Origin of the sequence: Pelomonas dachongensis, from assembly GCF_043555865.1 — a bacterium.
Classification (GTDB): Bacteria; Pseudomonadota; Gammaproteobacteria; order Burkholderiales; family Burkholderiaceae_C; genus Pelomonas; species Pelomonas dachongensis.
The window spans coordinates 255,869-282,827 of sequence record NZ_JBIGHY010000003.1 but is presented as its reverse complement, the minus strand read 5'-3'; the positions used below and the strand labels follow the sequence as shown (position 1 = coordinate 282,827).

Here is a 26,959-nt window from a genome sequence, read left to right as displayed (position 1 = left end):
AGAAGAACATGATCGAAATCGATGGCTCCGTCGGCGAGGGCGGAGGACAAATCCTGCGGACGTCGCTGGCTCTGTCCATGTGCACGGGCCAGCCCTTCACGCTGACGAAGATTCGCGCTGGCCGCGCCAAGCCTGGCCTCATGCGCCAACACCTGACGTGCGTGAACGCAGCCGCCGCGGTGTGCGGGGCGGATGTCCACGGTGCCGAGCTGAACTCCCAGTCCCTGGTGTTCAGGCCGGGACCGGTTCGAGCGGGCGACTACGAGTTCAACGTCGGCACGGCGGGCAGCTGCACGCTCGTGCTGCAGACCGTCTGGCCCGCGCTGATGCTGGCCGACGCAACCAGCCGCTTGAAGCTGGGCGGCGGCACGCACAACCCGATGGCGCCGCCCTTCCACTTCCTGGAGCGCAGCTACGCGCCGCTGCTGCACAAGCTAGGCGCGAAGGCCGACCTCTTGCTGCGACGGCTGGGCTTCTACCCCGCCGGTGGAGGCGAGATCGAAGCCACGATCTGGCCTGCCAAGGACAGCCTGCAGCCCTTCGACTTGAACGACCGTGGGGCGAAAGTTGAGAGCTATGCCGAATGCTTCGCACCGGCACTGCCGCGCTCGGTCGCCCGTCGCGAGCTGGAGCAACTGGGCACCAGCCTGGGCTGGAGCAACGCCCAGCTGCGCGAAGCCGCCTGCCGGCAGAACGAAGGTCCGGGCAACGCGCTGCTGGCGACCCTCGTCTACGAGCACGTCAGCGAGGTGTTCACGGCCTTCGGCGAGAAGGGCGTGAGCGCCGAGCAGGTGGCCAGGGAGGTCGTGCGTGAAGTCCGCGCGTATCAGGTCAGCCATGCAGCGTTGGGGCCCCACCTCACGGACCAGTGGGTGCTGCCGCTGGCTCTGGCGGTTTGGCAGCGTCAATGCAGTGCCAGCTACACGGCCACCGAGCTGACGGACCACGCGACAACGAACTTCGAGACGATCCAGAAGTTCTTGCCTGTGTGCATCCAGACGGAGAAGACCCGAGACGGTTGGCAGGTCACGGTCATGCCGTGACTGGGCCGCCGAGGCGGGCCATGACGGCCTGGCCTGCCGCTTGCCAGTCGATGACCGCCTCCGCGCCGCGGGAGCCAACAGGCTTGCGTTGCGGACCAAAGAGGAAGCGATGCGTCACAACGCCCTCCAGGTGATCCAGCACATCGGGCCGGTCATCGATGAAATGGGTAATGCCCAGCGAGGCGCAGTGCCCGGCCTTCTGCGCCCGCTCCAGGCAAAAGCGCAGGTTGACAGATGGGATGCCCGTTCGCTCGAAGAAGCGGTGGTGGCGCAGCCAATGCCGCGTCTTCTCTTGAACCCGGGGGCCGGCCTTGGAGACCAGCCAGACTCGCCCTTCGAACCGTTGGACAAGTGACGGAACGACGTCGAACATGCCGAGATACGGCGGCGTCGCCAGCGCGTCGGCGAGCGTGCCGCCGATGAATGAAGTGTCAGCGCGCCCGTTGGGTGCATCTGGCGCGATGAGGACGCGGCCGATGTCGATGCCTAGCTTTTGCATGTGAATTCCCAGAGTCATGTGTTGTTGATGGAGGCAATGCTAGGAAGGCAAGGACTATTCAGGAACTACTGATGGCAAAGTGCCTATAGTCCAGCGATATACATGCCGCCCCCCTCCAACCTCGACCTGGACGCCGTGATGGCGTTCGCCGCCTTTGCCGATTCGCTGAATTTCAGTGAAGCCGCTCGACGGCTGCACATCTCGCAGCCCGCCTTGCACGTCAAGGTACGAAAGCTCAGCGAGCGGCTAGACCGCCCGCTCTATTGCCGTGTCGGGCGTTCCTTGGAGTTGACGGAGCATGGCGAGCTGATCGCCCGGTATGGACGTCAGCTCCGCGATGGCACAGCCGACTTGCTCGCCCAGTTGCACGGCTTGGCCGAGCGGCCAGTGACGCTGGCCGCGGGTGAGGGCGCATACCTCTACCTCCTGCATGCAGGTATCAAGGCGTTCCAGAACGGTGCGCCAGCGCCGCTTCGTCTGCTCACGCTGAATCGCGAGGAGGCTCTGGCTGCGGTGCTCTGCGGCAAGGCACAGCTGGGCGTCGCGCCGCTGGACGATGTCCCTGATCAGCTCCAGTCGATGGTGCTCACCACGGTCGGGCAGGTGCTGGCAGTGCCGCAGTCCCACCGTCTGGCGGGAAGGACCCGGGTCAAGCTGACGGACCTTGCCGGGGAGCGTCTGGTTGTGCCGCCGCGAGGTCGCCCGCATCGCGAGATGCTTGCTGCACTGCTTCGGGCAGCAGACGTGTCTTGGGAGGTCGCACTGGAGGCCAATGGTTGGGAGTTGATGCTCAGCTTCGTGGCCATGGGCGCTGGCGCCGCCGTCGTCAATGCCTGCTGCCGCCTGCCCGCTGGTGTCGTTGCCATCGCGCTGCCTGAGCTGCCGGTGCTGCGATATCACTGCTTCCACCTGCGCGGCCTCGCCAAGTCCACGCCCGCTGGGCATCTGCGCGCCGCATTGCAAGATCGCGGGAACGCTTGGAAGACGTCCACATGAGCAACGAGAGGCTGCTCAAGCAAGTCAGCAAGCAGATGGCCTACCTGCTTCGCCATGCGCCTGAGCGAAGCGGCTTGCAGCTCGACCCGGAGGGCTACGTTTCACTGGATGAGCTGGTCCATGCACTTCGGCAGTCAATCCCGGCAGTGACGCCAGAGACCGTCAAGGCCGTCGTGGCGCTCGTCGAGCCGCAGAAGCAACGGTATGCCATCCAAGGGGATGCGGTTCGTGCCAACTACGGTCACTCCTTGGCGGAGCGGATCGAGTTGGTGCCGGCGGAGCCTCCGGCCGTGCTCTTTCATGGCACTGCCCGCGACGCGCTCAGCCAGATCCGTGACACGGGGCTGCTGCCCATGAAGCGCCAGTACGTCCATCTCACCACCGACCGCCAGTTGGCCATGTCGGTGGGGGGCAGGCATGGCCCCGCTTGCCTCCTGGAGCTCGACGCGAAGCGCGCTTATGCCGAGGGCGTCGTCTTCTACCAAGCCAACTTTACGTTCTGGCTTGCCGATGCCGTGCCGAGCTGTTTTATTAGCTGGCCCTGAGTGACCTTTGGAAGTACCTGAACCACGAAGAACAAGATTCAAGAAAGCAATGAAAGAGATCTTTAGCCAACTCGCTGCTGTGCATCAGCCCTGGTGTCGCACAGTTGAATGAACTTTTGCGTGCACGTTCTAGCGACGGGACCTAAATCGGACCTCAGCGCAACACCTGTGCTAGCCACTCGCCATAGGCGAACGCCGGTCTGGCGCTGACAATCAACGATTCAACGCCGGCATCTTCGCCAATGACCGGCGCAGCGCTGTCGCGCAGCATGCCCTCCCACCTGTTTGCAACGGTTGTGGCGGCACCCCGCAGCCACAACCGAGCGTCGCCGACATCTAGGCCGAAGCGCTCTGCCAGTCCCATCAGGCGCGCGATCGAGGTTCGAGCCAAGTTGTCGGTGCCGGTGGAAAGCGCCAGAGACGGCCCCTCCTCAAGCGGCGCCTGTATATGCGTGGCGGCTGGCGTGATGTCATAGGCAGGCGAGAGCTCCCATGCCCATTCCCCGTCACGTTCTGTGTATATGCAAGCCGTGTTGCCTGCATGGTCGTCAACGTTGCCGACCATGGCGTTGAAAGCCACCCGACGCCAAAGCTCAGGGATCTGCTCAGGTAGCCGGGACGGGCCAGACGGACTGACCCTCGCCCACGTGCTCAGCCGCTCTTGCAGCAGCAGGTATGAGCGTTGGGGGTCTCCCCTTGCAGCCGCAGGAGGAAGGCGAAGCAGTGTCGAAGCGCTTGCGAAGAGTGCGCGCTGGGGGCGCATGGGATCGCCGCTGCGATCAAATCGCCTCACCATCAGCACCTGGTGGGAGCCGAAGGTGAACAGGCGAACCGGGGCGGCGTTAATTCCGACCTCCTCAGCCAGCTTCATGGTGACGTACTCGCGGGCCGGCATGGCGGCCCTGTCGCCACGGTCCTGCAGCTTGGCTAACCAGAGCTGTCCCTCATGAACGAGCGTTGCCTTTGGCCGCTCGCCGCCGGCGCTGGTGTCCAGATCATCGGCCAAGCGTCGCAGCGTGCGGCTGCTTGGTCCGGCAGCGTCCAGCTCTTCGGCCAGCACCTTGAGATCGTCCAGGTCTTTCGGGCGCCATTTCAGCTTGGCCTCGATGTCATGGCACACCTCGATGGCTCCAACGCTGTCTGGCACGCCCAGCTCCAGCAACTGCAGCGGCTCAAGGCCTTGCCCATGGACTGCACGAAGGCGGTCGGCTCCATAGCCGGCCGGCATGGCGTCGCGGATTACGCCAGGGAGACCATCGGGCGCCTGGATCGGAATGCCTCGGGCACTGCGCCTCAAGCGGAGCTCGACGGGATCCAGAGCCACGGCAGCATCGGATGCTAGGTAGTCCTTCGAGTAAAGGAAGCGTGCGCCGTGCCCGATCTCCAGCTCGCCAGCAAGGACTGGTTCAGATTGATGAGGCAGCCAGGCCCAGACAGGCGTGAGGGACATCAGCGGCTCTCCGTTGCCTTGCGCTCTGCAAAGGCAATGGCCTCAGGGTCTCGCTTGGCGTCAAAAAGTTCTTCGACTTGGTCAAGTAGACCCATGCTCTGCAGCACCCGCAGAATGTTGCCGATGGCCACTCCCTCCGAGCCAGCTTCGATGTGCCGCAACGTAGAGACGGAGATGTCGGCCAAGCCGGCTAGGTCTTCTCGGGTGAGAGACCGGAACTTACGGGCTTGGAGCACGCGGGCGCCAAGCCTCTGAAGCGCCGACTCGATCAAGACCGGCGTGCGCTTTGCAGGGGATCTAAGTGCCATGCGGATCGTTTTCACCGGTCAAGTCTATCTTTGATTTGTCTTTATAAGAACAATTTTCACTGCCATATAGCTCTCAAAACATCAAATTTGGACCAGGCTTGACATGACGCCTACTTGGAATATTGCGATCCTGGGCAGTTTCGGCTCACGAGAAAGCTCTTTCCGAGGGAGGCGCCAAGCCGCCGATCAGCTACCCGCTACCGCTCTGCACTGATCTGGGGAGGCGATAGAAGGATGAGCATTCTTGGCCTGTCCCAGGACGAACTCGGCGACTTGCTTCGACAGCACGTGCGTCCATCAAATCCCAGTGGGGGCCGGTTCGGCCTTTTGAGCCCAACCGGAGAGAGCGATGGGCGTCTCAGCCAATGATGTCGTGCCGCTGACTCGAGCACGCGCCAACCTGTCGGACTTGGCTGAGCAAGCCAACGCTGGCGCCGAGAGTCGGGCTCCTTTTGGCGGTGACGCTCCGCTTCGGCGATGTGGGCCGAGTGCGGTGGCTTTCCGCAGACGCTGCCTCTGCTGATCGTGCAGCCTATCAAGTTCTCATCAGCCTCGGGGACTTGGCTTCGTACCATTCCCCAAAGACATGCGCCGCCTAGAATGCACGTCATGTTGGCCAGCCGCCGCCTCAGAGCCCTCACGTTATGGATCGCGTGCTTCGCCATCCTGCTGAGCGCTCTCGCGCCGACGTTGTCGCATGCCTTCCGAGGCGATGCGCCTGCCGGCTGGGCTGAGATCTGCAGTGCCACCGGCGCCAAGTTGGTCAAGCTCGACGAGCCCGGCAAATCGACCGATCAAGGGTCCGGCGGGCAGTCCATGAAGCACTGCCCCTACTGTTCCACGCACACCACCGTGCTGGGACTGCCTCCCGCAGCGCTGGCCGGCTTGACGCTGGACACACTCGCCTTCCACGTCCCCGAACTGTTCCTGGCTGCGCCACGGACGCTGTTCGCCTGGGCCAGCGCTCAACCGCGCGCACCTCCCCTGAACGCCTGAATCTCAACGACCGCTGAGCCGCGGGCGCACTGCGCCGGGTCAGCGCCCCATCGTTGATCACGCACGGCGGCACCCGCCCCTTGCGTGAGCTTCAGGAGCCCGTCCATGTCATGGATCGAGCGCGCAATGCGCGCAATGACGCACTTCAATGTCGGCGCCACGCTGGCGCTGCTGGCTTGGTTGCTGACCCGCACGGGGTGGCTGCCATGAGACCGTCCCGCCCCCTCGAAGACCTGTACTGGCAGGAACTGGGCGGAGCGCTGCGCGCCCTCGTCGCCCTGGCAGTGGTCCCGCTGGCCGCGTGCGCCGCTGCACTGACGCTGACCGGAGCCGCGTCGCTGAATCGCGACAGCGGCTCGACGCCGAGTCGCCCAACGGCCTGTCAAACCTGCCACTTCGAGCAAGCCACGAGCTTGCACGCGACGCACTGAATCCGCAGCCGGGCAACCGCAAGTGCCCGGCGCATCTTCCGCTACCAAGGACCTACCCATGAATCGGCTCCAAGCGCTGACCCCGCTGGCACTCGCCTGCCTCGCCCTGTGCGCCCAGGCGCAGTCCCAAGACACCGCCCAGGTTCTGCCCCCCGTCAAGGTCCAGGGCCAGCGCGAGGACTACAAGGCGACGGATACCGCCACCGGCAACCGGACAGCCACCCCCAACCTGCAGAGCCCGCAGAGCGTGCAGATCGTGCCGCGCGCAGTCATCGAGGACCAGAACGCGCTGCAGTTGGGCGACGCGCTGCGCAATGTCTCCGGCGTGCAGTTCGATTTCGGCTTCAACGGCAGCGCCATGCCGCTGACCATCCTGCGCGGCTTCCCCAGCGTCTCGATGACGGCGATGGGCTCCATGTCGGGCAGTTCGACCTACTACATCGACGGCAGCAAGGTCACCGGCGTGCCCATCAACATGGCCAACGTACTGTCGGTGGAAGTGGTGAAGGGCCCGGCCAGCGTGCTGTACGGGCGTGCCGAACCCGGCGGCCTGGTCAATGTGGTGACCAAGCCGATCGGCGCGGTGTCGGCGCTGAGCGTGGAGCAGACGGTCGGTCAGTACGGCCTGTGGCGCACGGCGCTCGAAGCCTCCGGCGCGCTCAATGACGACCGCAGCCTGCGCGCTCGCGTGGCCGCGTCCTACTACACGTCAGATTCCATCCGCGACTTCGTGAAGGACAAGCTCGGTGCCTTCACGGCGGCCCTGGCCTGGGGGCCCAGCGCCGAGACCACGATCACCGCCACGCTGGACTACAGCGACCAGCGCTATCGCACCGACTACGGCATCCCCGCCGTGGGCAACCGGCCGGCGGACCTGCCTTGGGAGCGCCAGTTCAACGACTCGCCCTATCTGTCTTCCGGAAAAACCACCAGCCTGAAGCTGGAAGGCGAGCATCGGCTGTCGAGTGCCTGGCAGCTCAAGGGCAAGCTGCTGAGCCTGCGCAGCGACACGTCCGAGATGGACATCGCGACCTACCGCGCCGACTACATGGCCGGCATGACGCCCGACGCGACCTGCCCCGGCACCGGCAATCCACTGTGCCGCTACTACTTTTACGTGCGGCCGGACGGCAAGTACAAGCTGGACCAGTTCAATGTCGACCTGATCGGCAAGCTGGAGGCTGGCGGCCTCAAGCACAACTTGCTGCTGGGCGTCGACGCCTACAGCGGCCGCAAGACCGGCACGACCTATTTCCAGCAGATCGCGTCGGTGGACATCTACAACCCGTTGCTCGGCAAGACGCCGCCACTCGATCTCGCCATGTCCGGACCCCTGGACATGGAAGACCGCAACCGCTGGACCAGCGTCTATGTGCAGGATCAGATTGCGCTGGGCAGCGGGGTGTCCCTGACAGTCGCTCTTCGCCACGACCGCACCAGCGCCATCTACGCCGCACCGGGCACCGAGCCGAACGAGAAGTCGTTCACCACGCCGCGCCTGGGCGCCGTCTGGCAGTTCGTGCCCAACCAGTCGATCTATGCGCAGTACCAGGATGCTGTCTCTGCCAACAACGGGCGAAGCACCCAGGGGCCCAATCCGGTCGCATTGGAGGCGGAGCGCGCCAAGCAGTTCGAGGTGGGCCACAAGATCGAGCTTTTCGATGGCAAGCTCAGCTCAACCGTGGCGCTGTACGAGCTGACCAAGCGCAACCGGGGCGGCTCCGTGCCGATCGCTGCGGCACCAGGCTACGACACCATCACGATCGGCAAGGCTCGCTCGCGTGGCCTGGAGTGGGACCTGTCCGGCCAGTTGACCCGCAGCGTGTCGGTCATCGCCTCCTATGCCTATACCGACACGGAGGTGCTGGAGGACCCTACCTACAGGGGCAAGAAGCTTGCCAACGTGGCGCGTCACGCCGGCAGCGTGTGGGCCCGCTACGCCATCGACAGCCAGTGGAGTACCGCCGCAGGTGTGTTCTCGCAGGGGCAGCGTGAGGGCGATTCCGGCAACACCTTCCAGATGCCCGGCTATGCCCGCGTGGACGCGATGGTGGCCTACAAGTTCGGCTGGGCGGGCGCCAAGGCCTCGCTGCAACTCAACGTCGACAACCTGTTCGACCGCAAGTACTTCACCGGCAGCCACCAGTTCGTCCAGGACTGGATCAAGCTGGGCAGCCCGCGCACGGCCAAGGCCACGCTGCGGCTGGACTACTGAGGGGCAGTTCATGACGAACCGACTGCTCGCCTTGTGGTTGTGCCTGGCCCTGGTCGCCTGCGGCCAGTCGCCAGCGCCCGAGAGCCCGCCGCCGCCGCCCAAGATCGAGAAGCTGTCGCCAGCCGACGCGGAGCTGAAGGCCAAGCTGCCCGAACAGGTCACGCCCGAAAACCATTCGATGGTGATGGACCTGATCCTCGGCAAGCCCAAGCACCCGATCAAGCAGATCGGCATCCTGGTCTATGACGGCGTCAATGACCTGGACTTCACAGGCCCGCGTTATGTGCTCGGCCAAGCGGGTGCCAAGACCCGGCTGATCGGCATCAAGCCGGGCCCGATCAAGACGGTGATGGGCGTGCAGGTGATTCCCGACACGGTCATCGACGATGTTTCCCAGCTCGACATCCTCATCATCCCCGGCGGCTTCACCGGCACCATCGAGGCCGCCTACGACGAGCGCGTGCTGGACTGGATCCGCCGCATCGACGAGGGCACCACCTACACCGGCGCCATCTGCACCGGCGTGTGGATCCTCGGCGCCACCGGCCTGCTGGAAGGTAAGCAGGCCGTGACCAACTGGTACCGCGAGGAAGAGTTCCTCAAGAAGTACAAGGCCATCCCGGCCAAGAAGCGTTGGACGAACGATGGCAAGTACTGGACCTCTGCCGGCGTGACCGCCGGCATGGACATGTCGCTCGCGCTGCTCAACGACAACTGGGGCGAGAAGTACACGCAGGGCGTGATGCTCGACATGGAGTACGACCCTCGCCCGCCCATCCAGGGCGGCACGCCCGAGAAGACCGGCTGGCTCGTCGAATGGATGATGAAGGCGATGTACGACGCCGGGGTCAATCCGTTGATCGAGAAGCTGGAGAAGGCCAAGGCGGCGCGCTGAAGCCGCCTCATCACCTCTGACGGAGACAAACGGATGACCCCTCCCTTTCGCCTCGGCCTGGCCGCCACGGCAGCCCTGAGCCTTGTCATGCCCGGCGCCCAAGCCCAGGCTTCCCCTGACGCGGTGTTGCCGCCCGTGCAGGTCGTCGGCCGTCCGGTCGTCGAAGCCCTGCGCGTCGACGCTTTTGCCAGCCTTGCCACCGAGGTGAGCGAGACCCAAGTGCGCGACTTGAACGCGCTGGACCTTTCCTCGGCACTGCGCCGCACGCCCGGCGTGACGGTGTCGCGCTTCAACCCCGTGGGCAGCTTCGGCGGCGACGAGGGCGGCGCCGTATACGTGCGCGGCATGGGCGCCAGCCGTCCGGGCAGCGAGATCAAGACCTACGTGGATGGCATCCCTTTCTACATGGGCGTGTGGAACCACAGCCTGCTGGACCTGTTGCCGGTGCACGGCCTGCAGGGCATCGGCGTGCTTAAGGGCCCGCAGCCGCAGCGCTTTGGGAACACTTTCGCAGCCATTGAGCTGACCCCGAAGCGCGCCGTCCGCGAGGGCCTGGGGGCCGAGGGGCGATTGACCGCTGGCAGCTTCTCGACGGTCACCGAACAGGCCGCGCTGGGCTGGCGCCACGACGGCACGGAGCTGCTGCTGTCCCAGGGCGCCGCTCGCTCCGATGGTCATCGCGAAGCCGCGGACGGCAGGCTGTCCAACCTGATGATCAACGCCAGCCAGCGGCTGGACGCCCACTGGCGCCTGGGCCTGCTGCTGCTGGGCGCCGACAACCGTGTCAGCGACCCCGGCGAGGAGGGCACGCCCGCCAGCCGCACCGGTACCTTCGACACCCGTGGCGTGCTGAATGCATTGTCGCTGGAGCACCGCCACGTGAGCAGCCAGGGCCGCCTGCAGCTCTACAGCAACCACGGTGACAGCGACTGGGCCAACCCCAACGCTTCACTGACGCACAGCACGTTCAAGCTCTCCGGCCTGCGCTGGCGCGAACAGCTGCAGCCCTGGGCGGGCGGCGAGCTGGTGGCCGGCCTGGACGTGGACCGCATGCGGGGCAGCGTCGCCTTCGACGGCTTCACCGCCTTTGACAGCAGCACGCTGCGCCTGACCTCGCCCTACGCTGCGCTGGCCCAGCGCGTGGAACTGGGCAACGGCTGGAGCGCCACGCCCTCGGCCGGCGTGCGGCTTTACCGCCACAGCGTGTTTGGCAACAGCAGCGCGCCGCATGCCGGTGTCGTGGTGGAGACCGCGACGCTCGCACTGCGCCTGAACGCATCGCGCGGCCTCAATCATCCCGGCCTTGACGCCGCGCTGCTCAACGCCATCGTGCCGCCGTTGGCCGGCGCATCGCCACAGGGCTGGCGCAGCCTGCAGTCTGAGCGCATGGACCATGTCGAGGCCGGCCTGGCCTGGAAGCCCTTCGCCGGCACGGCCATAGACATGGCAGTGTTCGAGGACCGGCTCAAGCAGCGCTACGTGTTCGCCTTCCCGCCGGCCGTGGCCATGCCCAGCTTCACCAACCTGGGCAACTACCGCGTGCGCGGCGCCGAGGCCACCTGGCAACAGCAGTGGAGCCCCGCCTGGAGCAGCTTTGCCGGCCTGACGCTGCTGGACAGCACGCTGGCCGATCTGCCCTATGCCCCCCGCCGCAGCCTGGCGCTGGGCCTGACCTGGCGGGACGGGCCCTGGCGTGTCAGTGCCGACGCGCAGGCGCAAAGCCGCATGGCCGTGCTGAACAAGGCGCGCGCCGACGGGGCTCCCAACCCATCGCGCGTGGCCGGCTTCGGCGTGTGGAACCTGCGCGCGGCCTACACGTTGCCGGCCCTGGGCCCGCGCGGCGAGGTCTTCGTTGCGCTGGAAAACCTGGCCGACCAGCGCTACGCCTACCGCCCCGGCTACCCCATGCCGGGGCGCTCCGGCCAACTGGGTCTGCAGTTCAGCCTCTGACCCTGGAGATCCTCATGACTTTACTGACCCGACGACTGACCCTGTGTGCCGCGCTAGCCCTGGCCGCCGCGCCCGCCTGGTCGGCGGACACGGCCGAGCAGGCCGCCATCCGCCAGTTGCTGAGGCACAACTTCGACAAGCCCGAGGCCCGACTGACGGTGGACCCCATCGTCGTGCAGGGCGCGCACGCCGTGGCAGGCTGGACGCAGGGCGAGCGCGGTGGCCGCGCCGTATTACGGCGCGATGGCAAGGGCTGGCAGATCATTGTCTGCGGCGGCGAAGGCCTGCGTCAGGCACAGGCCTTGGCCGATACCGGCATGCCAGCAGCCGATGCCCAGGCCCTGGCAAAGGCTCTGGCCGCAGCCGAGGCACGGCTGCCCGCCAGCCACCGCGCCAAGTTCGCGACCTTCGAAGGCCTGATGCGCATGGACGCTCACGGCGGCCATCCGGCGCACTGAACTGCACGACGCCGTGACTTGCGCAAGCGTCCCGACGATGGATCGCAACAGTGTCCTGCCGCTGACCGTCGGTGGCTGTCACTGCGCCAGACACGACCCGTGACGTCGCTACTTACGCAGGCGCCCTTCAATGCGGCGCCAGCACTGATCAGCAACAAACATGGACTCACATCACCTCACGAATCGCCTCACGGCGCTCACCCTGCAACTCGGCCTCGCCACGGCCACCGCGATGGTGCTGTGGACCACCTGGACCGGCTATCTCTTGGCCACGGGCCAGATTCGTCCGCGTTTGCCAGTGGCCGCCCCGCCGGCCGTTGTGATGCCCGCCCCCGTGGACGCGCGCGACTGCGAGTGCCAAGGCCACCGCAAGGATGAACTGCAGGTTCAGCGCCGGGCCGAACTGGACGCCACATGAAGCCGACCCCGGATGTCGCCAAGGCCAACCGGATCCGCTGGTTTCTTGCCGCCCACCTGCTGGCCGTTCTGGGCCTCTTCGAGGCGTCGCTGTGGGTCGGTGAGCATCTTGCTGCCAAGCCCGATCCGATTCCCGCTGCCCCTGGCTCGCAGCGAGTGGCGGCTGAACGGCCTCAGCCGCAGCAGTTCGCCCGCGAAGACTCACTCGCCGGCCGCCAGGCGGATGACGGCGATGCAGGCCCCTCGCGCCCATCGGCTGAGCCTGACGCTGGACACGAAGACCGACTCGGCGGTCCGGCGACCAGACTTCCTTGAGCGCACTCGACTCCCGAAATTTCCCTTTTACGTCCTCGGCTCCAGTCGGCGCGGGTAGCTCTGAACCGATCCACCACCTCGTTGCCTCTCTCGCCCGATTTCTGTCGACCTCCACTCTCCCTCATGCTCGCCCGTACTCCGACATCGCTAACCCTGATCACCCTGGCCACGCTGACCCTGATCGCACAGGCCAACGCACAAACCCCGGCCGCGGCCTCCGCCAATGAACCCGCTGCTGCGCAGGATGCCGTCCTGACGCTGGGCACTGTGCGCGTCGAGACGCGCAGCACCGGGCCGCTGGACGTGCGTCGCGTCTTCAGCTCTGTGGACGTCCTGGGCGCCAGCCTGCTGGAAGATCAGCATGTCGACTACAGCTGGGAGCTGCTGACGCGCGCGCCCGGCGTGCAGGTGACGCAGTTCAAGCAAGGCACCGATGCGGGGCGCTTCAGCTTTCGCGGCTTCAACGGCGAGGGTCGGGTCAACGCGGTCAAGCTGCTGATCGACGGCGTACCCAGCAACGACAACGCGGGCGGCATGCCCTACCTGGATGGAGTGTTCCCGCTGGAGATCGACCGCATCGCCATCGTGCGCGGCACGAATGATGCGCGCTATGGCCTCTTCAACATCGCCGGAAATGCTGATGTGCAGACCCGCCAGGGCGGCAACGACGGCCAGGCTAGCTTCACGCTGGGCAGCTTCGAGACCCGCGAGATCCAGTTGGCCAAGGGCTGCGAAGCCGGGGATTGGAGCCAGAACTACTTCGTCGGCTGGCGCGACTCCGGCGGCTACCGCGACCATGCGGATGCACGCAAGCTCGCCCTGTCCGGCAAGTGGTTCTACACCCGCAGCGACCTGGGCTGGCGCGCCGGCCTGAGCGCCCGCTACTTCAACAACGAGGCGCTGGAGTCAGGCTACCTGACCCGCGAGCAGGCCGAGCAGTCGCCGCGCTCGTCGCCCGACTACGCAGTGGCCGACCAGGGCGAGCGCACCACGTCGCAAGTCGCCCTGCACCTGGACGGCCGCTGGGGCGACGCCGGCAGCTGGACGGTCAAGGCCTATCGCAACCGCTACGAGAACCAGCGTTTCGTGCGCTTCTCGGCGGCAGGCGTGCAGCAGGAGCGGGACAACGACGAACGCCATCACGGCCTGCTGGCCAGCGCCAGCTGGCGGCCCACGGTGAGCTGGGCCCATGAGTTCGTGCTGGAAGGCGGCGTGGAAGCGCAGTGGCAGCACAACGAGGCCCAGCGCTACCGCACGGTCAACCGCGCGCGCAGCTCGCAGTTCCGCGACTGGGACTTCAACCAGGACAGCCAGGGCGCCTATGTGCAGGCACTGATCCGCCCCGTGCCCGCGCTCACCATCATCCCCGCGCTGCGCCTGGAGCGGCTCGGTGGGCAGTTCCACGACCAGCTCGCCGTCAAGACCTACAAGATGTTCGACTACGGCCTGGTCAAGCAGCCCAAGCTCAGCGTGATCTATGCCGTCAGCCCGCAAGCCAGCGTCTATGCCAACTGGGGTCGCACCTTCCAGATCGGCAGCGGCATCGATGCCTATCAGACCCAGACACGCAATCTGCGCCCCTCGCTGAACACCGGCTGGGAAACCGGCGCGAAGTGGCAGCCCTCGCGCGTGCTGGAAGGCCGGCTGGCTTACTGGGAGCAGCGCGCCACCGGCGAAGTGGCCCGGGTGCTGGGCGTGGACGGCCTGCCCGATGCCGGCGGCAATGGCAACGTGGGTCGCACCCTGCGCCGCGGTGTGGACCTGCAGCTCAACGTACAGCTGATCCCGGGCGCGCGCGCCTGGGTGGCCTACTCGCGCCAGAAGGCCAGCATCGTCACGCCCGACCCCAGCGCACCGCTCGCTGCCGGCAAGGAGATCGAGAACGTGCCGCACTACCTGGTCAGCGGCGGCTGGGAGCAGCAGGTCGGCGAAGGCCTGAAGCTGTCCCTGTGGGGCAATGGCCAGGGTGCCTACTACCTGGAGCGAACCAATGGCCAGCCGCGCGCAGGCCAGTACCTCGTGCTCAACGCCAGCGCGCAATACAAGGTCTCGCCGCAGCTGTCGCTGCAGCTGCAGCTCAAGAACCTGACCGACCGGCACTACGTCTACGCCTGGTATGACAGCGGCTCCTCGGGCTACTCGCCTGCTGACGGCCGCAGTGCTTACGTGAGCGCCGACTGGCGTTTTTGAGCAGCTTGCTCGCGCCGATCCCTACTTCTCCATCCGATCCATTTCATGAAGTTCACACTCTCTGCCATCTCCGCAGCACTCCTGATGCTGAACACGCCCGCCTTCGCTGACGAAGGGACATCCAACGAACAGCTGGGCCGCGTGGAGGTCTCCGGCGCACGTGACCGGCTCAAGCTTGAGGAGACACCCGCCGCAGCCAGCCGGCTGGGCCTCACGGCTCGCGAGACACCGGCCACCGTGCAGACGCTGACCCAGGAGGACCTGCAGGTGCGCGGCCTGCGCACCGCCCGCGAGGCCTTTGCCGACATCCCCGGCGTGATTGCCGGCAACGTGCCGGGCAACCCGGCCGCCGTCATGATGCGGGGCTTCTCGGGCAATGCCGTGTCCATCCTGCAAGACGGTGTGCGGGTATCCACGTCCACCGTCGTACAGCGCGACACCAACACCTGGCATTTCGATCGCATCGAGGTGCTCAAGGGCCCGGCCTCCGTGCTCCACGGCGAGGGAGCGCTGGCCGGCGTCATCAACAAGGTAACGCGTAAGCCGACACTCGACGGCACGCATGTCGATGCGTTGGCCAGTTACGGCAGCTTCAACACCAGCACACTGGCGGCTGGCGCCAATCTGCAACTGTCCGACAACGCGGCGGTGCGCGTGGACGCGAGCCAGCTGCAGTCGGACAGCCTCTACGACGTGGACCGCAACGAGACCCGCTCGCGCGGGCTGACCGCCAGCGTGCTGTTCAAGCCCAGCCGCGACCTGAGCGTCCTCGTGGCGGTGGATCATTACGCCGACCGCTACGACGGTACTTACCAGGGCGTGCCGCTGGTACAGGCCGCCGTCGCCAAGGACCCCAGCAGCATCCTGCGCAGCGCCAACGGCCTGGTCATCGACAAGGCGTTGCGCCACCAGAACTACAACCCCGACGGCGCCTACTCCAGCGCCGACGAAACTACGGTGCGCAGCCGGATCGACTGGCAGCTTGGCAGTGGCTGGTCGCTCGGGACGGACCTGACGGCCTACAAGGCCGACCGCGCCTTTGTGCTGAGCGACACGCAGACCTTCGTCGCGCCCACCACGGGCTTCCCCAACGGCAGCTTCTCGCGCACCGTGCAGCGCTTCTATCACGACCACCAGTTCTGGAACGCGCGCACCGCGCTGTCCAAGGCCGGCGAGCTCGCAGGCCTGCGCAACCGCTTCACGGCGGGCGTGGAGCTCAACCACACCGACCTGTCCAGCCTGCGCCAAAGCTCCGGCACCAGCGCGCTGGCCGCAGTAGACCTTTACGCGCCCGTCGTGGGCAGCTTCCCGACCGCTGACAGCGCCTACACAGTAGGCAACGTCAACTTCGACTCCAAGCTCAACACTCGCGCCCTGTTCGCTGAGAACGCGCTGAACCTCACGCCTGGGTGGCTGCTGGTCGCCGGCCTGCGCTGGGACGACATCGACCTGAAGCGCGGTGTCACCAACTTCAACGTGACCCCCAACACGGTGCAGACGTCCAACCCGCAGTACCACCCGCTGTCCTGGCGCGTGGGCAGCACCTATGACCTGTCGCCTGCCACGTCGATCTATGCGCAGGTGACGTCGGCCACGGCGCCGGTGTCGACCATGCTGCTGCAATCCATCGTCAACACCGGCTTCAAGCTCACCAAGGGGCGCTCGGCGGAGGCCGGCTTCAAGACGATGACGGCGGACCGGCGGCTGTCGCTGACGGGCGCGGTCTACTACATCCGCCAGGACGACATCCTGACCCGCGACCCGGCCAACCCCTCGCAGACCGTGCAAGGCGGCAGCCAGTCCTCGCGCGGCATGGAGCTGAACGCCGCGGCCAATCTGGGCGCAGGCTGGACGCTCGGTGCAGGCGTCGGCGTGGTGGACGCTGTCTACGACAAGCTGGTGGAGGCTGGCGGTGCCGTGCGGACCGGCAATCGCCCGATCAACACGCCGGTCACGACCGCCAACGGTTTCGTCAGCTACACGGTGCCGGATCTGCCGGTGTCCATCAGCGGCTTTGTGCGGCACGCATCCGGCTTCTTCACGGACACGGCCAACACCATCCGTGTAGACGGCCACACGACGCTGGATGCTACCGTCGCCTGGAAGTTGTCCCGCAGCACCACGCTGACCCTGCGAGGGCGCAACCTGACCAACGCGTTCTACGGCGAGTACTCGGGCTACCCCACGACCAATATCTACCTCGGGGCGCCGCGCAGCGCCGAGGTGTCGCTGTTGGCCCGGTTCTGAGCATGACCCAGCGCCTGCGCGTCTTCATCCTCAGGCTCCACCTCTGGCTGGGCCTGGGTGTGGGCGCGCTCTTCGCACTGCTAGGGTTAACCGGCTCGGCCCTGGTGTTCTACGAGGCGCTCGACGCCGCGCTGCACCCGGAAATCCGGGTTCACTCGACGGCCGCCGCGCCGGGCTGGGACTCGCCGCTGTGGGACCGCGCCCTGCAGACGGTGAAGGCGCGTTGGCCCGAACGCACTGGTGCCTGGCGCTTCGAGGCCAAGGGCGAGCCCGGTGTGATCGCCGCCCGACATGTGCCGGCGCACGCGGGCCACGCCATCCCGTTCACCATGGTGTGGTTGTCGCCCGACGGCAGCCAGGTGCTGCGCGAGGCGGACTGGGGCAGCTACCTGATGACCTGGTTCTACGACCTGCACATGTCGCTGCTGCTGGGTGACACCGGGATTGCCATCGTTGGCTGGTCCGGCTTGGTAGTGACCGTGCTGCTTCTCACGGGCCTGTGGGCCTGGTGGCCACGGGGTAGCTGGGCCAATGCCCTGCGCTTCAAGCGCGATGCTGTGCGGTCGCGACGGCTGCGCGACATCCACAAGCTCACCGGCTTGGTGGGACTGCCACTGCTGCTGATGCTGGCTGTCACCGGCGTGATGTTGGCGCTGCCGAACGAAAGCAATGCTGTGCTGGCCGCCACCGTCGGTGCACCGACCAAGCCCCCCAAACTGCAGGCCTCGGCCCCGGCAGGGCCTCGGGTCTCGCTGGCGGCTGCGCTGGCGACGGCGCGTGCTGCCTTTCCGAATGCCCGGCTGGCTTGGGTCGAGTCGCCAGGGCCTGGGCCGGGCGTGGTCCGGGTGCGCGTGCAGCAACCCAGCGACCCGAGCGATCGCTTCCCGCACAGCTACGCCTACATCGACCCGACCACCGGAGCCTTGCTCGCCACACGGGACCGCGAACGCTTCGGCGCGGGCGACATCGTCAACAACTGGCTGCATCCGCTGCATGACGGCTCGGTCGGCGGCCTGGGGCTGCGGGTGTTGTTGATGTTGGCCGGCTTGCTGCCTGCCGTGCTGTTCCTGACCGGCGTCTGGCGCTGGCGTGTGCGCGCCGTGGCTCGGCGACACGGGCTCCGCGCTTCGAACTCTCCGCATTGAGCGCTATGTCGGGTCCTTTCATGTCTCCTCTCTTCAACCATCAACCGCCGCTCATCCTTTCCATGCAAAAGACCCAACTCGCGCTCATCCTTGCGGCACTCCCCACGCTGGTAGCCGCTCAAGCCAGCGAGCCCAGTCCGAGCACGCTGCCCCCCGTGCGCGTGACCGGCACCAGCGACAACACCTCGGCCAGCAGCCTGGCCCTGGGCACGACGGCCACACCGCTGGAGACGCCGTTCTCCATCAGCCGTGTGCCGGCTGATCTGCTGCGCGACCAGGCAGTCACCTCGCTGCAGGACGCCTTGCGCAACGTGCCCGGCGCCCAGGCCGACTCTGGCTTCAATGGCTCCCACACGCAGTTCTTCATCCTGCGCGGTGCCGTGACCGACAACGGCACGGGCTCCAACCGCGTGCTGCGCGACGGCGTGCGGCTGTCCAACTACCCCTACACGCCGGCCTTCGTCGAGAGCGTCGACGTGCTGCGCGGCCCGGGCGCGGCGGTCGGCGTGCGCAGCGAGCCGGGCGGCACGGTCAACATCGTGACCAAGCAACCGCAGCTGAAGAACTTCGGCTCGGTGGTCGCCAGCGGCGGCACGGCCAATGCCCGTGAACTGGCGCTGGACCTGAACCGCGTGCTGTCCGCCGACAACGAACTGGCCGCGCGCATCACGGCCACCCGCTCGCAGACCAGCGAGTGGCGCCATGTGCCTGACCGCCTAGACGGCGTGAAGCTGGGCCTGGCCAAGAGCGGCGGCTCGCGCTACCACCTGCGCGCCAGCATCGAGGCCACGAACCAGACCTACCAGCCCGACTACGGCCTGCCGTCGCTGGACGGCCGCCCGGTGGCCGTGCCACTGGACCGGCAATTCGGCGAGCCCTTCGGCGACTCGACCACGCGCAACCGACTCGTCGATGTGGCGGGTGACGTCGCGCTGGATGACGCCACGCGCCTGGCAGGGCAAGTCACGCACCTCGAAGCCGACTCCACCTCGATCAAGAACCTGCTGAACGGCTCGCCGCTGGCCAACCAGCCGCCCGGCACCTGGGCTCGCGTCTCGGCCTGGGAGCCGGGCACCACACGACGCATCGACTCCGCTACCGCCTCGCTGAAACGCCAGCAGACGCTGGCAGGCGTGCGCCACCAGTTCTACTTCGGGCTGGACTATTACGAAGAGTCGCTCCATCAGCCAAACCGCTCCGTGCCTGCGGCAACAAGTCCCAACATCAACGTCTTCAACCCGGTCTATGGGCGCGTTACGGTGCCCGCCAACCACGACTCGCTGCCGGTCTCGCTGACCACGCAGAACTTGTACGCCTTCGGTGCGTCGCTGCAGGACCAGGTCGATCTGGGCGACTGGACGCTGGTGGCCGGCGCCCGGCTGGACCGCCAGAACTTCCGCTACGGCGCGGCGGCCGTGACGGCGGTGCACGAGTCGCGCTGGTCGCCCAAGTTCGCGGTGCTGCGCCGGCTCGGCACGGCCGACACGGTCTACGCCAACGTCTCCACCGGCACCGCACCCAACCAGGTCGCGTCGTCGACCAACCAGTCCCTGCCCAGCCGCCGTTCGGCCCAGGCGGAACTGGGCTGGAAGGCGCAGTGGCTCGGCGGCCGACTCAACTCCGACCTGGCCGTGTTCCGTCTCAAGCAGACGAACATGATCTCGTCCGACCTGAGCACAGCGAACAACTTCGACTTCAACCTGGCAGGCGAAGCGCGCTCGCAGGGCATCGAAGCCTCGCTGAGCGGTCAACTCACCGACCGGCTGTCTGCCAACCTCAGCTATGCCTACACCGACGCGACCTACGGCTATAACGCCGTCTACGGCGGCAAACAGGTGCCCAACGTGGCCAAGCATGCCTTGACTGTGTGGGGCCAGTTCGACTGGGGCCAGGGCTGGAAGACGGGCGCCAACCTCGCCGTGCAGAGCCGCCGCTTTGCCGAAGAAGCCAACCTCACCGTGCTGCCCGGCTATGCCCGCATGGACCTGGTGCAGAGCTGGACGGCGAAGCTGGACGGTGGCCAGGCGCTGGAGCTGCAACTGGCCGTGCGCAATGTGTTCGACAAGGGCTACTACGTCTCCAGCCATCTGCATACCGCGCGCTGGGTGACGCCCGCCCAAGGCCGCTACGTGTCGGCCACGGCGCGCTACCAGTTCTGACCCCCCCGCCCAGGCAGCCCATGCGCATCCTGCAGCCGTCCTCTTTCATCGCAGCGCTTCGCTGCGTGAGGGGCTGAGCCGTGCGCCTGGGGTCCTGGCTTCACCGGCGCCTGACCTGGCTGGCGCTGGCCGCCATGGTCTTCGGCGCGCTGGCGCCTTCAGTGTCCAAGCTGCTGACGGCCTCCAGCGGTGTGATTTGGGTCGAGGTCTGCAGCGCCTCGGGCACCCGCTGGGTGGCCCTGGGAGTCGAAACGGCCCTCGGCGGCCAGCCGGCGCACCTCCTGCAGCAGGTCGTCGCGCAACGTGCAGCAGATGCAGCCGTTGCTCATCTCCACCAGCGCTTCCTGCGTCCGCGAGAGGCCCACGCCTGCCGCGTCTGCATGGTCGCGCACCAACGAGGCGTCGATGTTGACCTCGCTCATGTCGTTGACGATGACGGCCACTCGCCGGCCCTCGCGGTTGCGCAGGATGTGGTTGAGCAGCGTGGTCTTGCCGGCGCCAAGGAAGCCGGACAGGACGGTGGTGGGCAACAAGGTGGATGGCATGAGCATCTCCTGGACGACGGGTGAATCTCTCAAACGCCGAACGCGGTGCAGATCGCATCGGCGTTGTGGGCGAACAGCTTCAGACAGGTCGGCGCCGGCCCGGCCGGGCCAGACAGCGCGTCGGAGTACAGCCGCCTGCCCACGCGCGCGCCGGCTTCGCGCGCGATGCGCTCGATGAGCCGGGCGTCGGCGATGTTCTCGGCGAACACGGCGCGCACGCGGTCCCGGCGCAGTTGCCGCACGAGCCGGGCCACGTCTGCGGCTGACGGCTCGTGGCCGGTGCCGGGGCCCTGCGGCGACAGGAAGTCCACGCCATAGGCCGCGCCGAAGTAGCCAAAGGCATCATGGGCTGTGAACACGCGGCGTTGCTCGCGCGGCACGCGGGACAGGCGGCTTCGGATGTCGGCGTCCGCCGCCGCCAGCCGGTCGGTGTAGCTGCGCGCCCGGGCCGCGATGACCTCTCGAGCGCCGGGACGCGCCTTCGCCAGCGCCGCGGCCAGCGTGGCCACGTAGCGCTGCAGCAGCGCGGCATCGTGCCAGGCGTGCGGGTCCACGCTCAAGCCCGCCAGCCGTGGCTGGATGCCCTCTGTGGCCACAACAACAGCGGCACGGGTGCCGCTCGCCGTCAACAGTCGCTCGAGCCAACCCTCGAAACCCAGCCCGTTGACGACGACCACCTCCGCTGCGGCGATGCCTCGCACGTCGCGCGGCGTGGGTTTGTAGACATGGGCGTCTGCGTCCGGACCCACCAGGCTGTTCACCGACACCATGTCACCGCCGACCTCGCGCACCAGGTCGGCCAGTATGGAAAAGCTCGTCATGACGCGCAGCGGCGCAGGCGCGGCCGCAGGCAGCAGTGGCGCGCCTGCGGCAGCGAGCAGCAGGCGCCGCTTCATGCCAGTCCCCCGCGCCGGCCCTGCCACAGCAGCCCCTCGCGCGTGCCGAACAGCAGCGACAGCAGGTAGAAGCCTCCGGCTACCAGCACGATGGCCGGGCCCGATGCCTGCTCGCCATGGAAGGAGAGCAGCAGCCCGGCCACACCGGACAGCAGTGCCAGCAGCGCGGCGACGGCCATCTGCGGCGCAATGCGCGCCACCCAGAAGCGGGCCGAGGTGGCGGGCAGCATCATCAAGCCCACGGACATCAGCGTGCCCAGCGCCTGGAAGCACGCCACCAGGTTGGCCACGGCCAGCACCAGCAGCACGGTGCCGGCCCAGCCGCCTGCGCCCATCTGCCTTAGCCAGCTTGGGTCGATGCAGGCGACAACGAGTGGCCGGTAGGCGGCGGCCAGGGCCAGCAGGCTGACGGATGCCACGCCCGCGACGAGCAGCAGCGCCGCATCGTCCACCGCCAGCACGCTGCCGAACAGCAGGTGCATGAGGTCCACGCTGCTGCCGCGGCTGGACACGAGCATGACGCCGGCGGCCAGTGCGATCAGGTAGAGAGCAGTGAAGCTCGCGTCCTCGCGCTGCGCGGTGCGCTGCGTGAGCCAGCTCGCCGCCACGGCAACGGCCAGCGCGGCCAGGAAGCCACCCAGGCTCATCGCCCACAGCGAGAAACCCGCCACTGCCGCGCCCAGCGCGGCGCCTGGCAGCAGCGCATGGGCCATGGCGTCGCCCACCAGGCTCATGCGGCGCAGCACCAGCAGCACGCCCACGGGCGCGCTGCCCAACGCCAGCGCGAGGCAGGCCACAAGGGCGCGGCGCATAAAACCGAAGTCAACAAAGGGGGCGGCCAGCAACTCGTAGGTCGTCACGCGGCCTCCTTGCGCAGCGGTGCGTCGGCGCCCCAGCATTCGGCCATGCGGCGTGCCTTTAGCAGGTGTTCAGCGTCCAGGACTTCGGCGGTGGGACCCCAGGCGATGCAGCGGCGTGCCAGAAGCAGGGTGCGGCTGAAGTTTGCGCGCACCTGGTCCAGGTCATGCAGCACGGCGATCACCGTGCGGGCCTGTGCGTGCCAACGGGCCACGAGGGCCAGCAGGTCGGCCGTGGTGCGGGCATCGATGGCGTTGAAGGGTTCGTCCAGCAGGATGACCTGCGCGTCCTGCACCAGCACGCGCGCGAACAGCGCCCGCTGCAGCTGTCCCGCTGACAGCTCGACGATGAGGCGGCGCTGCAAGCCGGCCAAGCCGACCGCGTCCAGCGCGGCGTCGACACGGCTTTGCAACGCAGATGTCACCGCGCGCGTGCTGCCGGTCTTGGCCCAGGTGCCGAGTGCCACGAGGTCTGCCACCTCCAGCGGCACGCTGCGGTCGACGAGGGTCTGCTGCGGCAGCCACGCCATGCGCTGCCGCAGGCCCGATGCCAGCGCCACTTCTCCCTCTGCAGGCACCAGCTGGCCCGCGATGGCGCCGAGCAGGCTGCTCTTGCCAGCGCCATTGGGCCCGACGATGGCGGTGAGCGAGCCGGCTTCGAACGCGCCAGAGACCTGGTGCACCGCCAGATAGCCCCGGTAGGACACCGTCAGGTTGCGCAGGTTGATCAGGCTCATGGTGCTCCCAGGGCCCAGGCCACGGCCAGCCACAACAGCGCCACGGGCGCTGCAGCGGTGGTCATGCGCTGACGGGCGCCCTGATTCATCAGAGACAGCGTGGGTCGGCGCAGCCTGAAGCGGGTCGACATCTTCATGCGGCGTCCCGCGTTGCCACGCGACCGGCAGCACGTGCTGCCAGAACGCATGTCAGCACACCGGCGAGGGCCAGCGCGGCGAGTGGCCCCCACGGGATGTCGAGCGCCGCGGCACGGGGCTCGAAGCGGGGCAGGCGGGCGAAGTCCTGCGCTTCGAACCGTCGCTCCTCGAACAGGTAGGGATAGAGCTGTTCCCGCAGCCTGGCGTGGAATGCCGTGATGGCATCCTGGTAGGCCAGTTGCGCGAGCAGGTCGGTGTCGGCAATGCGGTGCAGCACCGCCTGCAGGCCTACGCCCGGCAGGGCCAGGCCCAGGGTCTGCGTCGCCCGCTGCCTCGCGAGCAGGGCCTGGCGATAGGCGGCGACCTGCGGTGCCACGCTTTCGTCGCCGAGTTGCTGGAAGGCGTAGTACCACTTCCAGTGGAACCCGGCGGGCAGCGGCGCGGTGCCCTGCCAGTGCGGATGGCTGCGGAAGAAGCGGGCAAGGGTGTCTTCCCGCGATACGTCCCACGCGCCATGCACGGCCTGGCGCTGCGCCAGCATCAGCGCCGCGCCCTGCTGGACCGGCACCGCCCGGCTCAGCACGGCGTTGCCCAGGGTGGGCAAGACCAACGTCAGCGCAGCCCAGCAACCCATCAACGCGGTGGCGTTGGCCACCGAACTGCCGCCGCGCAGACCGACCAGCAAGGCCAGGCCCGTCCAGCAGGCGACATAGGCCAGCACGGCCGCCGCGATGGCTGCCAGCGCTTGGGCAGGCAGGCCGCTGACGACTCCACCGACCAGCATCGGCAACAGCACACAGGCCGAAGCCAGGCCGGCGCGCAAGCCCGCGCGACGCCACCACAGCGCCCGGCCGGCCCGTGGCAGGGCCAGCAGTGCCGCCAGGCGGCCCGACTGTCGCTCGCTGCTGACGAGGTCGTAGAGCAGGGCAATGAGGAACAGTGGCAACAGGTAGACCGCGACGAACGCCAGGTCGAAGCGGCCGGCGAGGGCCAGCTCAGGGTTGTAGGTCTCGCCCTCGTGCAGCTGGGACTGCAAGGCGAGCGCGCGCACGCGCAGCACGTAGGGCGTGGCGTCGCGCAGGCCCAGCGCGAGGAAGGCGGCCGGCGTGGGCGCGTCCCAGGTGCCCAGGAATGCGTAGTAGCCCACCGTGCCCGCATTGCCGTCGCGTGTCAGCTTCGGTGCCTGCTGCGCCAGCTCTTCTTGTTGGAGCGCGGCGACGCGAGCGATGGTGTCCTGTTGGCGCCGCACCTCGCGCAGTCCGCTGAAGACGGCCAGCACGGACAAGGTCAGCAACAGCAACAGCGCTGCCATGGCCCAACGGGAGCGGCTCAGCAGCCGCCATTCATGTCGCAGCGCGCTCATCGCATCGCTCCTTGCAGGCGCCGGGTGGCCCATGCCATCGCGGTGGCGAGTGCCAGCAGCCAGGCGGCCAGCACGGCAGACAGCGGCGCGATGCGCTGGAGCGTGGCGGCCATGGGCTCGGGTTCGAAGTGGAAGGACGCCAGCCCGTGCCAGTGATCCTTGCTGATGCGGCTCTCGCGGCTGTTGCGGTCAGATGCCCAGCTCAACTGCTCGGCCTGGAGTCGATTGAGCGACTGCATCAAGGTGTAGCGATGCTTCTCGGCCTGTTCAAGAAAACGCTGGTAGCTGCACAGGTCGGTGCCGGCTGCGGCCATGGAGATGCCGCGCAGCGCGATGACGGGGCTGATCGAGGAAAATAGCGCCACATGACGCAACTGCGCATGCTGGCGCGCGAAGCTTTCGCGCCCGTAGCGCTCGAACAGCTCGCTGGTCAGTCGCTCGCCCTCCATCCCGACCAGGCCTTTGTAGTTGACCGGAAGATCCTCGACACGCGAGACGCCGTACTTGGCCAGCACCTGGCGGCGGAACTCTGCGAAGTGCGGATCATCCGGGTTGTGGCTGTTCCCGAGGGCTGCGAGATCACGTGCCACCGCGATGTCGGTCTCCAGGCGCGTGGGCAGCGGCCGCTGCGCAGCAGCCAGTTCGGGCGCCAACCGGGGTATCAGCACGACACCGACGGTCCATGCCGCCAACAGCGCCATCAGGGCATCGCGGCTGCGCCGTGCCCACGTCGATACCAGCACCACGCCCAGCGTCCATAGCAGCAGCCAAGCCGCATGGGCCAGTGCAATGGAGAGTGCCAGCGGGGTGCTGGCCGGGTCGTCCAGGGCTATGGCTGCCAGCGCCAGCGCCGCCGGCAGCAGCATCAGCGCCGCTGCCGCGGCGAGCGCCAGCAGTTTGCCGGCCACCAGCTGGCCCGGGCGCAGCCCTTGCGCCATTAGCACCCGCAAGGTGCCGCGTTCGCGTTCACGGGCGACCGCCGCGTGTCCGAGGAAGGCCAGCAGCAGTGGTGCGAGCACCTGCAACACGAAGGCCGGCGTCAGCTGCCCGAAGCGAAGCAGCAGCGATGACTGGCGCACGTCGCCGAAGTTCGCGCTGTTCTGGCGATGGCCTTCGAGGAACAGCGTGTGGCCGGTGAAGGGGTCGATGCCGCTGTCGAACGCAGCCAGCGGGTTCAGTGGCCGGAAGACGAAATGGCCGTAGTGCACCATGCGGTGGGGATGTCGATCCGGCTGCCCATCGAATTCCTGGTCGACCTGCGTCTGGTGCCGTTGGCGGTCGGCCTGTGCCGCACCGCGCTGGTCCCAGGCGGTGAAGGCAGCGACCGTGCCGAGCAGCAGCAGCAGCGCCAGGCCCAGCACGGCGACACGGTCCCGGCACATGAGGCGCCACTCTTCGCGGGCAATGCGAAAAACGGCTCTCATGTTCCCCCCTCTGCCACCGCGTAGTGCCGATGCAGAGCGCGCACGTCAAAACGGTCCGGTCCGTCCGCGGTCACTTCCTCCACCAGCTTGCCGGCCAGCAGGAAGCCGATGCGGTCGGCCACATCGGCAGCGCCCAGCAGGTCGTGCGTGACCATCAGGACCGCGACGCCGCGAGTGCGCAGGTCAACGAGCAGTCGCGTGAACTCGGCGCTGGCTTGTGGATCCAGCCCCGAGGTCGGCTCATCCAGCAGCAGGGCCGGCACGTGGCGGGCCAGGGCCAGGGCGATGGCTACTTTCTGGCGCATGCCCTTGGAGAAGCCTGCCACACGCCGGTCGTGCGCCGCGCTCCCCAGGCCCGCCGCGGACAGTGCTTCGCGCACGCTTGCGTCGCTGGCCGGTTGGCCGGCGAGGTCCAGCAAATAGGCCAGGTTCTCGCGGGCGCTGAGGTGTTCATACAGCGCGACGTTTTCCGGGATGTAGGCGATCTGTCGCCGGGCGCCGGCAGCATCGGCGGAGGGGTCGATGCCGCCCACGCGCACGCGGCCGGCCCGCGCTTGCACGAAGCCCAGCAGCAGGCTGATGGTGGTGGTCTTGCCGGCGCCGTTGGCGCCGAGCAGCGCATAGATCTCACCCGGTGCGACTTTCAGGGTCAAGCCCTGTAGCACGTCGCGCTGGCCATAGCCGGCGACCGCATCAGAAACGTCCAGCAGCGCGGCTTTGGAAGAGGGGGCAGCGGACAT

25 protein-coding genes and 1 pseudogene are annotated in these 26,959 nt (G+C 67.5%); 15 read left to right on the top strand and 11 right to left on the bottom strand.

What is annotated here, in order from left to right; translation table 11 throughout:
* Nucleotides 1-8 precede the first annotated feature (8 nt).
* Nucleotides 9-1,043 carry an RNA 3'-terminal phosphate cyclase gene (gene rtcA / locus ACG02S_RS10495; RefSeq protein WP_394470405.1) on the top strand — a complete coding sequence of 345 codons (1,035 nt, stop codon included), beginning with the start codon at nucleotides 9-11 and terminating at the stop codon, nucleotides 1,041-1,043.
* Here the strand turns inward: rtcA and ACG02S_RS10490 are convergent.
* On the bottom strand, nucleotides 1,033-1,542 hold the full coding sequence (locus tag ACG02S_RS10490; protein WP_394470404.1) for a hypothetical protein: 510 nt from the start codon (nucleotides 1,540-1,542) through the stop codon (nucleotides 1,033-1,035). The two genes, rtcA and ACG02S_RS10490, sit on opposite strands and share 11 nt — an antisense overlap.
* Before the next feature lie 138 nt (nucleotides 1,543-1,680).
* Between ACG02S_RS10490 and ACG02S_RS10485 the strand changes: the two genes are divergently transcribed.
* A complete protein-coding gene (locus ACG02S_RS10485; protein WP_394470403.1) occupies nucleotides 1,681-2,538 on the top strand; it encodes a LysR family transcriptional regulator in 858 nt (285 codons plus the stop codon).
* Nucleotides 2,535-3,083, top strand: a complete 549-nt coding sequence (locus ACG02S_RS10480) for an RNA 2'-phosphotransferase (RefSeq protein ID WP_394470402.1) — start codon at nucleotides 2,535-2,537, stop codon at nucleotides 3,081-3,083. Before ACG02S_RS10485 ends, ACG02S_RS10480 begins: the two co-directional genes overlap by 4 nt.
* 154 nt (nucleotides 3,084-3,237) lie before the next feature.
* Here ACG02S_RS10480 and ACG02S_RS10475 read toward each other — a convergent pair whose 3' ends face one another.
* Together ACG02S_RS10475 and ACG02S_RS10470 are read right to left on the bottom strand one after the other, a co-directional pair.
* The gene (locus tag ACG02S_RS10475; RefSeq protein WP_394470401.1) at nucleotides 3,238-4,533 is read right to left on the bottom strand and encodes a type II toxin-antitoxin system HipA family toxin; all 1,296 of its coding nucleotides are present in this window, start codon (nucleotides 4,531-4,533) and stop codon (nucleotides 3,238-3,240) included.
* A complete protein-coding gene (locus tag ACG02S_RS10470) occupies nucleotides 4,533-4,841 on the bottom strand; it encodes a helix-turn-helix domain-containing protein (protein WP_394470711.1) in 309 nt (102 codons plus the stop codon). Before ACG02S_RS10470 ends, ACG02S_RS10475 begins: the two co-directional genes overlap by 1 nt.
* 609 nt (nucleotides 4,842-5,450) lie before the next feature.
* Between ACG02S_RS10470 and ACG02S_RS10465 the strand changes: the two genes are divergently transcribed.
* The 12 genes from ACG02S_RS10465 to ACG02S_RS10410 all read left to right on the top strand — a co-directional run bounded on the left by ACG02S_RS10465 (nucleotide 5,451) and on the right by ACG02S_RS10410 (nucleotide 20,259).
* Complete coding sequence (locus tag ACG02S_RS10465) at nucleotides 5,451-5,837, top strand: DUF2946 domain-containing protein (protein ID WP_394470400.1); 387 nt, start codon at nucleotides 5,451-5,453, stop codon at nucleotides 5,835-5,837.
* Between the two features lie 206 nt (nucleotides 5,838-6,043).
* On the top strand, nucleotides 6,044-6,268 hold the full coding sequence (locus ACG02S_RS10460; protein WP_394470399.1) for a hypothetical protein: 225 nt from the start codon (nucleotides 6,044-6,046) through the stop codon (nucleotides 6,266-6,268).
* 58 nt (nucleotides 6,269-6,326) lie between these two features.
* Nucleotides 6,327-8,483 (top strand): TonB-dependent siderophore receptor, encoded by a 2,157-nt coding sequence (locus tag ACG02S_RS10455; RefSeq protein ID WP_394470398.1) that lies wholly within the window; start codon nucleotides 6,327-6,329, stop codon nucleotides 8,481-8,483.
* Nucleotides 8,484-8,493: 10 nt separating this feature from the next.
* Nucleotides 8,494-9,378: a DJ-1/PfpI family protein gene (locus ACG02S_RS10450; RefSeq protein WP_394470397.1), complete on the top strand. Its 885-nt coding sequence runs from the start codon at nucleotides 8,494-8,496 to the stop codon at nucleotides 9,376-9,378.
* A gap of 33 nt (nucleotides 9,379-9,411) precedes the next feature.
* Nucleotides 9,412-11,328 (top strand): TonB-dependent receptor, encoded by a 1,917-nt coding sequence (locus tag ACG02S_RS10445; protein WP_394470396.1) that lies wholly within the window; start codon nucleotides 9,412-9,414, stop codon nucleotides 11,326-11,328.
* A 14-nt stretch (nucleotides 11,329-11,342) separates the two neighbouring features.
* Nucleotides 11,343-11,786: a copper uptake system-associated protein gene (locus ACG02S_RS10440; RefSeq protein WP_394470395.1), complete on the top strand. Its 444-nt coding sequence runs from the start codon at nucleotides 11,343-11,345 to the stop codon at nucleotides 11,784-11,786.
* A gap of 160 nt (nucleotides 11,787-11,946) precedes the next feature.
* Complete coding sequence (locus tag ACG02S_RS10435; RefSeq protein ID WP_394470394.1) at nucleotides 11,947-12,204, top strand: hypothetical protein; 258 nt, start codon at nucleotides 11,947-11,949, stop codon at nucleotides 12,202-12,204.
* Entirely contained in the window at nucleotides 12,201-12,518 is a 318-nt protein-coding gene (locus ACG02S_RS10430) for a hypothetical protein (RefSeq protein WP_394470393.1), read from the top strand. The genes ACG02S_RS10435 and ACG02S_RS10430 overlap by 4 nt, the downstream gene beginning before the upstream one ends.
* Nucleotides 12,519-12,641: 123 nt before the next feature.
* On the top strand, nucleotides 12,642-14,708 hold the full coding sequence (locus ACG02S_RS10425) for a TonB-dependent receptor (RefSeq protein ID WP_394470392.1): 2,067 nt from the start codon (nucleotides 12,642-12,644) through the stop codon (nucleotides 14,706-14,708).
* 45 nt (nucleotides 14,709-14,753) lie between these two features.
* Nucleotides 14,754-16,955, top strand: a complete 2,202-nt coding sequence (locus ACG02S_RS10420) for a TonB-dependent receptor (RefSeq protein ID WP_394470391.1) — start codon at nucleotides 14,754-14,756, stop codon at nucleotides 16,953-16,955.
* 2 nt (nucleotides 16,956-16,957) lie between these two features.
* Nucleotides 16,958-18,100 (top strand): PepSY-associated TM helix domain-containing protein, encoded by a 1,143-nt coding sequence (locus tag ACG02S_RS10415; RefSeq protein ID WP_394470390.1) that lies wholly within the window; start codon nucleotides 16,958-16,960, stop codon nucleotides 18,098-18,100.
* Nucleotides 18,101-18,162: 62 nt separating this feature from the next.
* Entirely contained in the window at nucleotides 18,163-20,259 is a 2,097-nt protein-coding gene (locus ACG02S_RS10410; protein ID WP_394470389.1) for a TonB-dependent receptor, read from the top strand.
* Between the two features lie 245 nt (nucleotides 20,260-20,504).
* Here ACG02S_RS10410 and ACG02S_RS10405 read toward each other — a convergent pair.
* The 8 genes and pseudogenes from ACG02S_RS10405 to ACG02S_RS10370 form a co-directional block, all read right to left on the bottom strand.
* A pseudogene (locus ACG02S_RS10405) lies at nucleotides 20,505-20,810 on the bottom strand (GTP-binding protein); the annotation flags it as partial.
* A 23-nt stretch (nucleotides 20,811-20,833) separates the two neighbouring features.
* Entirely contained in the window at nucleotides 20,834-21,700 is an 867-nt protein-coding gene (locus ACG02S_RS10400; protein ID WP_394470388.1) for a metal ABC transporter solute-binding protein, Zn/Mn family, read from the bottom strand.
* Entirely contained in the window at nucleotides 21,697-22,560 is an 864-nt protein-coding gene (locus tag ACG02S_RS10395) for a metal ABC transporter permease (protein WP_394470387.1), read from the bottom strand. Before ACG02S_RS10395 ends, ACG02S_RS10400 begins: the two co-directional genes overlap by 4 nt.
* Nucleotides 22,557-23,294, bottom strand: a complete 738-nt coding sequence (locus ACG02S_RS10390) for a metal ABC transporter ATP-binding protein (protein WP_394470386.1) — start codon at nucleotides 23,292-23,294, stop codon at nucleotides 22,557-22,559. Before ACG02S_RS10390 ends, ACG02S_RS10395 begins: the two co-directional genes overlap by 4 nt.
* A complete protein-coding gene (locus tag ACG02S_RS10385) occupies nucleotides 23,291-23,431 on the bottom strand; it encodes a hypothetical protein (protein WP_394470385.1) in 141 nt (46 codons plus the stop codon). The genes ACG02S_RS10390 and ACG02S_RS10385 overlap by 4 nt, the downstream gene beginning before the upstream one ends.
* The gene (locus tag ACG02S_RS10380; RefSeq protein WP_394470384.1) at nucleotides 23,428-24,795 is read right to left on the bottom strand and encodes a DUF3526 domain-containing protein; all 1,368 of its coding nucleotides are present in this window, start codon (nucleotides 24,793-24,795) and stop codon (nucleotides 23,428-23,430) included. The genes ACG02S_RS10385 and ACG02S_RS10380 overlap by 4 nt, the downstream gene beginning before the upstream one ends.
* Entirely contained in the window at nucleotides 24,792-26,219 is a 1,428-nt protein-coding gene (locus ACG02S_RS10375; RefSeq protein WP_394470383.1) for a DUF3526 domain-containing protein, read from the bottom strand. Before ACG02S_RS10375 ends, ACG02S_RS10380 begins: the two co-directional genes overlap by 4 nt.
* Nucleotides 26,216-26,959, bottom strand: coding sequence for an ABC transporter ATP-binding protein (locus tag ACG02S_RS10370; RefSeq protein ID WP_394470382.1), 744 nt, complete (start codon nucleotides 26,957-26,959; stop codon nucleotides 26,216-26,218). Before ACG02S_RS10370 ends, ACG02S_RS10375 begins: the two co-directional genes overlap by 4 nt.